Annotated in this window: 8 protein-coding genes; 5 read left to right on the top strand and 3 right to left on the bottom strand. The window is 61.0% G+C overall.

Annotation, left to right across the window (positions count from 1 at the left end):
- On the top strand, positions 1 to 261 hold a 261-nt coding region (locus tag V1471_RS18800; protein WP_434290833.1), incomplete at its 5' end, for a hypothetical protein.
- 259 nt (positions 262 to 520) lie between these two features.
- Positions 521 to 1,477: a sugar-binding transcriptional regulator gene (locus V1471_RS18795; RefSeq protein WP_434290831.1), complete on the top strand. Its 957-nt coding sequence runs from the start codon at positions 521 to 523 to the stop codon at positions 1,475 to 1,477.
- Between the two features lie 9 nt (positions 1,478 to 1,486).
- On the opposite strand, the gene V1471_RS18790 is transcribed toward V1471_RS18795, so the two are convergent.
- From V1471_RS18790 to V1471_RS18780, 3 genes are read right to left on the bottom strand one after another with little or no spacing between them, the layout of a single operon-like run.
- Positions 1,487 to 2,758, bottom strand: a complete 1,272-nt coding sequence (locus V1471_RS18790) for a class II aldolase/adducin family protein (RefSeq protein ID WP_434290829.1) — start codon at positions 2,756 to 2,758, stop codon at positions 1,487 to 1,489.
- A gap of 22 nt (positions 2,759 to 2,780) precedes the next feature.
- The gene (locus V1471_RS18785; protein WP_434290828.1) at positions 2,781 to 4,349 is read right to left on the bottom strand and encodes an FGGY family carbohydrate kinase; all 1,569 of its coding nucleotides are present in this window, start codon (positions 4,347 to 4,349) and stop codon (positions 2,781 to 2,783) included.
- 46 nt (positions 4,350 to 4,395) lie between these two features.
- The gene (locus tag V1471_RS18780) at positions 4,396 to 5,439 is read right to left on the bottom strand and encodes a 2-hydroxyacid dehydrogenase (protein ID WP_434290826.1); all 1,044 of its coding nucleotides are present in this window, start codon (positions 5,437 to 5,439) and stop codon (positions 4,396 to 4,398) included.
- A 183-nt stretch (positions 5,440 to 5,622) separates the two neighbouring features.
- Here V1471_RS18780 and V1471_RS18775 point away from each other — a divergent pair, with 183 nt between their 5' ends.
- The 3 genes from V1471_RS18775 (at position 5,623) to V1471_RS18765 (ending at position 8,756) form a co-directional block, all read left to right on the top strand.
- Complete coding sequence (locus V1471_RS18775) at positions 5,623 to 6,915, top strand: ABC transporter substrate-binding protein (protein WP_434290824.1); 1,293 nt, start codon at positions 5,623 to 5,625, stop codon at positions 6,913 to 6,915.
- 96 nt (positions 6,916 to 7,011) lie between these two features.
- Positions 7,012 to 7,929: a carbohydrate ABC transporter permease gene (locus V1471_RS18770; RefSeq protein ID WP_434290822.1), complete on the top strand. Its 918-nt coding sequence runs from the start codon at positions 7,012 to 7,014 to the stop codon at positions 7,927 to 7,929.
- Complete coding sequence (locus V1471_RS18765; RefSeq protein ID WP_434290820.1) at positions 7,926 to 8,756, top strand: carbohydrate ABC transporter permease; 831 nt, start codon at positions 7,926 to 7,928, stop codon at positions 8,754 to 8,756. Before V1471_RS18770 ends, V1471_RS18765 begins: the two co-directional genes overlap by 4 nt.
- Positions 8,757 to 8,786 lie beyond the last annotated feature (30 nt).

Here is an 8,786-nt window from a genome sequence, read left to right as displayed (position 1 = left end):
CTGATCGCATTGGCGCTTTTGTGGCGCGGCAAAGGCGCAGGCGTTGCGACGATGATCAACGGCCTGCTGGTCGGCGCGGCCTTTTCCGAAGTTCACCTGTGGCGTCCCTCCATTCCGGTTTGGGGCATCTGGAATGACAACTTCTTCATTCTGGGCGTGGATTGGATCAGCTGGACGATCCTTGCGCTGACGGTTCTGGTGGGGGCGCTGGTGAGTGCTGCCGGGGCCTATGCGCTTGGCCTGCAATGGGCGGCGCGGTAAACAGGCGCGATGAACGCATTTCGGACCTTTGCAGTCCGGCCGATCGGACCTCGACGACTTCCGAGATCGCGAGCGCATCCTCCAGCTCGTCCCAAAGTATCGAACCGTGCGATCCTCTCTTATCAAATCACCCGAAACTGTCCGGATTGGTGCTGACGTTAGACAAGTTGCACATCATAGACAGCTATTGCGGCGTACCGTCACATGACTATCATACCCGGCACCTGACAGCATATTTCGGAATAAAGACATAAAGCGCATGGGATCGAACTCTGACACGCAAGACCAGATACGCGAAATCGCATGGATGCATTACATTGGCGGCCTGACACAGGCGCAAATCGCCACGCGTCGCGGTTTGAGCAAGATGAAAGTCCATCGCTTCGTGCAAGCCGCCCATGAACAGGGGCTGGTCAAGATTTTCGTGAACAATGTCCCGACGAATTGCATGGACCTCGAAAGCCGCCTGATCGAGCATTACGGCCTGTCGAGCTGCACCATCGTACCGGATGTGAACGAGCTCCAGACCATGGATATTTCGATGTCCGCCGTCGCCAGCGCCGGGGCGCGGTTCCTGCATGGCCGGTTGGAAAACACGGATCAGATGATCCTCGGCATCGGATCGGGGCGCACCATGTCCGCGATTGTCAAAGCCATGCCTGCGATCAAACGCAAGAAAGCGGAGTTCATTTCCGTCACCGGAGATTTCGCGGCCCTGAGTGACGCCAACCCCTTCGAGGTCATTCACGCCCTGATCAACAAGACCGAAGGCAAGGGATACGCTTTTACTGCGCCCTTGATCGTCGACAGCGAAGCTGACCGCAACCTGTTCCTGCGACAGCGCAGTATCCGGGAATCCTTTGATCGCTTGCGCGACGCCTCCATGATTATGATCGGCGTCGGCCATGTCGGCCCCGGCTCGTTTTTCCGCTCTTTCGGCCTGATCACCGACGCCGAACAGGGCGAAATGATCCGCCAAGGCGTGGCCGCCGACCTCGCGGGCAACCTGATCGACGACACCGGTGCCTTTATCGACAGCGGCATCGCAAAACGCATGTTGGGGATGGAGCGCGACCTGATGCATGATCGCGAAATTGTCGCCGTCTGCGCCGGGATCGAGAAATGGCAAGCGGCCCGCGCGGCGCTGCGCTCGGGCCTGCTCAATGGCTTCATTTCATCGTTTAGCGTGGCCCAGCGCATTCTGGACGCCGAGTAACGGCCACTTTTACGCTTTGGGTTTGAGCTTGGCCTGTTCCAGCGACCAGTATTCCATATCGAACAGATCGCGCTCATTGAGAGGCGTAAAGCGCCCGATCCCTTCAGCGGCCAGAACGATCCGCGCGGTCTGTTCGGCCAGATCGGCAGCCACACCGGCCTCTTTTGCCGTCCGCCCGATGCCGACAATGCCGAGCCCCCGGATCAGCGCCACGCGCGGCAGCGGATCGAGCATGGTTTTCGGTTCGTCCGCATGGGCCGCGTTGCGGTTGAAATAGGCCTCGTACCACGCGGCGAAATCTTTGATCGCTTCGCGCCAGTCTTCGACGCCGAATGTCGCCTCGCCGATGACCGGACGGGGTTTGATGCGGATGACGTGATCCGGTGTCGCGGTGCCCCGCCCGGTGATCTCCGCCAGTCCTTCCAAGGCCAGAAAGCAGTCATTTGCCTCGCTGAGGCGCAAGTCTAGCGCCAGATTTTCCGCGAAAAGCCCCCATTCCCTCAAAGCGATGCGCAGTGCCGCAACCGCGGTATGAGCCTCAGGGTCCAGCGCCTTGGTGCCGACTTCCTCGGGCATCAAAGCTGCCCCTTTCGTGGCGAGATAGTCTTCGCACATCGTCGTGTAGCGCAGGATGCGCTCATATGAGGTGCGCGCATCGTCGCCAAAGGAGAACAGGCCGTGATTCACCAGAAACTGCCCGGACGTGCCCGCGCCCTGTTCCGCATGGATGCGGTCTGCCGCGTGCGAGAGTTTGAAGCCCGGCATGACATAGGGCACGATGCTCAGTTCATCGCCAAAAATCTCGCGGGCGATCTCCGCAGCGTTGGGCTGGTTGGCAATCGCCAGCGCCGCACAGGAATGGGTGTGATCGACAAATTTCGCGGGCAGGAACGCGTGCAACAGCGCCTCCACCGACGGATTCGGCCCGCTTTGGTCCAACATCTCGCGGCGCAGAAAGGCGACCATTTCTTCGTCTGACATCGTCGCCGTCTTGCGTGCTTCCAAAAGCGGATCGAGCCACATCGCGGGCAGGCCCGGCCCCTCGATGGTCGCCAGATCCCAGCCGGAGCCCTTCACATGAATGACATCGCGCTCGGCTCCGTTTTCGTCGCGCCGCCGGGTCTTGACCGAGGTGTTGCCCCCGCCATGCAGCACCAGATCCGGCTCCTGCCCGATCAGTTGCGAGGTGTAGACCCGCATTGCAAGATCCTGTTCCGCCGGATCATCCCCCGCCGCCTTGCGCAAACGCTCCGCTTCCGCATCGTCCCAAAGAGACTTCATAATCACATGTCCTTTTCCATAGTCACAGTTTCACACGCGCCCCCGCCGGACGCCAGATCGGCTCCAGCCCGGCATCCGCACCGAGATCGCGCACGCCGTCGGTCACCTCGGACCAACGCGCTTTCAGCGGCGCATAGAGCGCCATGTTGTCAGGATCGGGCACCACGCGGCGTTCGATCGGGCTGGCCATAGCCGCAACCGCCTCATCCATCGTCGCGAACACCCCTGCACCCACGGCCGCCAACATGGCACAGCCCAGCGCGGTGGTTTCCTTGACCACCGGGATCTCGATCTCACGGCCCGTCACATCCGCAATGATCTGCGGCCAAAGCCTGCCCTGGCTCGATCCTCCGGTGAATTGCAGCGTGTCGTAGCGCTGCCCCGACAGGGCTTCGAGCGTCTCAAGGTGGCGATTGGCAAGGAAAGCTCCGGCTTCCATGACAGAGCGCGCCACCTGTCCAAGCGCCAGTCCCGGCGCGTTCAGATCGAGGCCCAGAAAACTCAGCGGCGGCTGTTTCCACGCATCCGACTGCATCGGACAGGCCGTGGCGGCAATCGCCCCAGCAGAGCCCGCAGGCGTGACTTGCGCCAGCTTTTCGATCAGATCGAAGGCGTCAACCTCGCCACCAGAAAGCTTTAACAAAGGCTCAAAAAACGCGTCCCGAACCCAACGCAGCGCAAAGCCGCTCAGAAATCCGATCCCTTCGACCATCCATTCTTCCGGGCGCGCGTGGCACAGCGTGCGCGGCCCGAACGCCGGATCGACCAGCGGCTGATCCGACAGGATCGTCATCTGCCAAAAGCTTCCGCCCACCAAAGTCGCCTGACCGGCCCGACGGCCCAGCCCCAGAAGCGCAAGCTGCGTGTCGCCGCCGCCCGCGACCACCGGCGTACCGGGGGCCAAACCGCAGCGCGCGGCGGCCTCTACGGTGACTTCACCAATTTTGGTCCCGGCCTCGACCACCGACGGCACGATCTCTGACGACAGCCCGATCAATTCGAGCAATTCTTCGGACCAGCCGCGCTGAGAGAGATCGAAAAGCGCACTCGACGAGCCCGCCGTGGGTTCAGTCACATAGGCGCCGGTCAGCCGAGTCGCCATCCAGTCGGAAATCATCCCGAGGCGATGCACACGCGCGAACACATCAGGTCGATTGTCACGCAGCCAATGCAACCGCGCAGGCGCCGTGATCGACACCCAATCGCCACCGCGCCGGTAAATCTCATCCGAAATGCCCGCCTCGGTCAGCGCCTCGGCCTGAACCTGCGCGCGCCCGTCGACATTCGGACAGGCCCAAAGCACCTCGCCCGCATCGTCGTAAAGCACGATCCCTTCACGCATCGAGGTCGTCGACACAGCGGCGATCTCCCCGGCGGAGATTTCAGCGGCGACGATGGATCGGGCAATCACCCGGTCAATCAGTTCGCCATTTGGCCCGGTTGTGAAATCCAGACCACCGGGGACACCCTCCACCGCCGGATGCACCCATTCTTCCTGAGCACTTCCGACAATCTCACCTCGCGTATTGTAAATAATCGCGCGCCCGCTGCCTGTGCCGGCATCGACCGCCATCACATAGGCTGTCTTCATCATGTCCTCCCTGACGATGCCTCCCCGCACCGCCTCGCATTCTGCCTCAGTTACAAGGGTTTTTGAGTTTTTCCCCTTTCAGAAAGCGCGCCAGATCTTCTGCGATCTGTTCGGCGGCGAATGTCGCCACGCGGCGCGATGCACCGGCAATATGAGGGGTCAGAGTGACATTGGGCAATCGCAACAATTCATCGTCGTTTTTAGGCGGCTCCACCTCGAAGGTATCAAGCGCTGCGCCGCCGAGATGTCCGCTGACCAAAGCCTCGCAAAGCGCCGGTTGATCGACCAATTCGCCCCGCGCCGAGTTCACCAGAACCGCGCCTTTTTTCATCTTCGCGATCCGCTCCGCCGAGATGATACCCGTCGTCTCTGGCGTCACCCGCGCATGCAGGCTCAGAATATCGGATTGCGCAATCAGATCGTCAATTTCGACCTGCTCGACGCCGTCAATGGCATCCTGCACGGTCAGTTTCGCGTAGGGATCGCAGATCAAGATCCGGCAGCCGAAGGGTTTGAGCAGACGCACCACCCGCTGTCCGATATGGCTGTACCCCAAAAGTCCGACGGTCAGATCCGACAACTCGTCGCCGGTGCGGTCGTAACGGTAGAGATCGCCGCGCCAGATGCCTTGAGACAGCCCGGCATGGCCCACGGTGATGCGGCGCACATTGGCGAGGATCGCCCCGACGGTAAACTCCGCCACGGCGGAAGCATTTCGACCGGGAACATTGCACACGGTCACATTGCGGGCGCGGGCCGCCTCCATGTTGATATTGGTCGGCCCACCCCGCGAGACGCCGATGAATTTGAGGCGCGGCGCTTTTTCCAAAAGCTCTGCGGTCACAGGCGCCAGATGCGTCACCAGAACCTCCGCATCCGCCAGCATGGCTTCGAGATCCTTGGGGTTGCCGCTGTATTCCTTGATTTCCGTCCCCGCCGGCCCGTCATGCGCAAAGAACGGCACCTCGGGCCATTGCAAATCACGCGTGACCACCTCGCATCCCTCGCCAATCGCATCGCGCACCGCAGCCTCAAAAACCGCCGAGGTGATGAATTGATCGCCGATGGCGGCAATCTTGAGTTTCTCCATGTCGTCCTCCCATTCCATGTCTCTCACATGTTATAAATAACTTGACTGATATTAATTTCATGTCAAGGTCATTTATGCGGCTGCCGGTTCGGGAGGAAACAGGACCCAGCCCAAAGGGAGGAAAATATGAACAGCAAAACTCAGACAGAGACTCGAAGCACACACGACACCAAGGGATCGGCGATGACGCGTCGTCAGCTTTTGGGAAGCAGCATGGGCGTGGCCGTCGGCGCCGCTTTGGGCAGTGGCGTGCTATCGGCGCGTGCCTATGCGCAAGCGGGCGAGACCATCACCGTGCTGATGTCCCAACCTCAGGTGGGCGGCGCCCGAATCGTCGCCGCAGCTTTCGAGGCCGAAACCGGCGTGAAGGTGGAAATCGTCCCCGTACCGCTCGACCAGATTCAGCAGCAACTCACCCTCGACCTGCAATCCGGCGCGAAACGATTCGACGCCTTCGATTATTGGTACATCTCGAAAGGCTCGCTGGTCGAAACCGGTGTTCTTGAGGACATCACCGACCGAATCGAGGCCAACGCGGCCGAAATCATGCCGGAAGATTTCATCGCGACCGTCTACGATCCCTACAGCCTGTACAATGGGCGTCGCTATGCCCTGCCCTTCGATGGCGACACTCATGCGCTGTTCTACAACACCGAGATTTTCGAGCGAAACGGTCTGACGGCCCCGAAAACATGGGATGAGGTCATCGCCACGTCCGAGGCCATCACCAAGGCCGAAAGCGCCAATGGCATCTATGGCATGGCCTTGATGGGCATTCGCGCCCCGCTTCAAAACATTTCCGTCTTTGCCAACCGTCTCGCCAACTATGGCGGCGAGTTCCTCGATGCCGACGGGCGTCCGGCGCTCGACAGCGACGCCGCGCTCATGGCGGCCCAGAACCTTGTCGCCACGGTGCCCTCGGCGCTGCCGACACCGGCGGAAACCGGATTCGATCAGGCCCTGACCGCCTTTGTCGGCGGACGCGCCGCGATGACCGAAGGCTGGATCGATCTGGGTGCCTATTCCGAAGACAGCGAAAACTCCAAGATCGCGGGCAAATGGGACGTGGTACAATTGCCGGTCGGCGGCAGCCAGACCGACAGCCGCGCGCCGCTTAACGCGGGCTGGGCGCTTGGTATCGCGGCCTATGGCAGCAAGAAAGATCTCGCCTGGGAGTTCATCAAACTGGCCTCCTCGGCGAAGATGCATCTCGAGTTGCTGACCACCACCGGCTCCGGCATCGATCCGACCCGCATCTCCGCTCTGACCAGCCCGGAGTACGAGGCCTTCAACGCCCGCAGCCAGCGAGCGGCGAGCGCCTCGCTTAATGGGGCGATGGCCTGGCCCACCGGACCGCAAGCGCCGCGCATGCTCGAAAGCCTGTCCGAACAGCTCGCCATCATGATCTCTGGCGAAAGCACGCCCGAAGAGGCGATGGAGCTGGCACAGAAAAGCTGGGAACGTCTGCTGCGTTGAGCACCGGCGCACAGGACCTGCCCCTTGGACGCGCATCCCGGATGCCGCGCCCAAGGGGTGTAATTTCATGAATGACAACACAGAGGAGGCCCCACGATGGCGACGCCACCGGCAGCTTCTTTCGGATCAGATCGCGGCGTAAGCCAGCGCAAACATGCGGAATGGAGCATGACCCTGCCCTTGATGGTCGGGCTTGCGATTTTCGCAGGCTACCCTTTGGTGTACCTCGTGCTTCTGGCCTTTTCCCGCTCCGATCTCGGTCAACAGTTTCAGGGCTTCGTCGGGTTCGAGAATTTCGACTGGGCGCTCAGCGGCACGAATTTTTCGGGCTCCGTGGGCCATGCCATCCTGTTCGCGCTGATCGTATCCTTGGTGCAACTGGCGCTCGGGCTCTACCTTGCGGTGATCCTGAGCAAGATCGTGCGTGGCGGGCGGTGGCTTCGGACCATCGTGCTTTTGCCACTGATGACACCGCCGGTGATGGTCGGGATCGCCTGGAAACTCATCCTCAACCCGTCTGGCGGCTGGCTCAACGGTATCTTGCTCCGTACCGGGCTGATCGACGATCCGATTTCGTTTTTCGGCAACCATGCCCTCGCCTTTCCGGCGATCATGCTGGCGGACACATGGCAATGGACGCCGCTGATCGTGATCCTGTGCTTTGCGATCCTGCAAGGCGTGCCGCATGACGTCGAAGAGGCCGCCGCCCTCGATGGCGCCTATCCGAAACGGATTTTCTGGACCGTCACCCTGCCGATGATCGCGCCTGCGCTGCTTTCCGTCTACCTGTTGCGGGTGATCATGGCGCTCAAGACCTTCGATCTGGTCTATACGCTCACCTTCGGCGGCCCCGGCAATGCCACCAACATCGCCACGTTCGAGATCTGGAAAACCGCCCTGCGGGAATTCGATGTCGGCCTCGCCGCGGCCCAGACGCTGATGTTCGCGATCACCGTCTCTGTCGTCACCCTGCCCATCGTTTTGCTGCACAATCATCTGGAGAAACGTCGATGACCGCCTCTGTTCAGGACAGCCGCACGGACCGCCTGATCCGGTTCGGTTTTCTGGCCGCGATGCTGATCTTTTTCGCGCTGCCCATCGTCTACCTGTTCTCGACCTCGTTCAAAACGCCCGACGATGTGTTGCAAGGTCGGCTCCTGCCAGAGGCCGCGACGCTCAAGAATTACCCCAATGCTTTCGCGCATGTCCCGGTGCTGCGCATGATTTGGAACTCGGTCGCCGTGGCGCTTTTGAGCGGGGTGATCACGCTGGTGATCGCGGTGCCTGCGACCTATGCCACGATCAAACTCGGCGCCTTTCGCAGGACTGTCCCCAACATCACGCTGGCCTCTTATGCCGCGCCCCCGATCATCGCGCTGATCCCGCTGTTCTACCTGTTGCAAACCGCACAGCTGATGGACAGCATTCCGGGCCTTGCGCTGGTTCACGGGCTGATGAACCTGCCCGTCGCTTTTTGGTTGCTCAAAAGTTTTGTCAGCGACATCCCGGCAGAGATCGACGAAGCCGCCTGGATCGACGGCGCAGGCTATTGGCACACGCTCTTCGCGGTGATCCTGCCGCTGATTTTTCCCGGCATTCTGGCCACGGCGCTGATCTGTATCATCCTGTCCTACAACGAGTTTCTCTTTGCCTCGGCCCTGACGTTCAGCGACGCGAGCCGCACGATCACGGTCGGCATGTCGCTCTTTCAGGGCGAGCGGCTGGTGAATTTCGGACAGATGGCGGCGGCCTCCTTCACCGGCATGGTGCCGATCTACCTCATCGCATTCCTGTTTCAGAAACATCTCGTCGGCGGCCTGACACAAGGCAGCATCAAATAGCGCGCGCCCTGCGACGCCACCATTCTTGGG

The sequence above is a fragment of the Celeribacter sp. SCSIO 80788 genome, assembly GCF_051054295.1.
Classification (GTDB): Bacteria; Pseudomonadota; Alphaproteobacteria; order Rhodobacterales; family Rhodobacteraceae; genus Celeribacter.
Note: the sequence above shows the minus strand (reverse complement) of the source record. Positions and strands in the feature narration are given on the sequence as shown.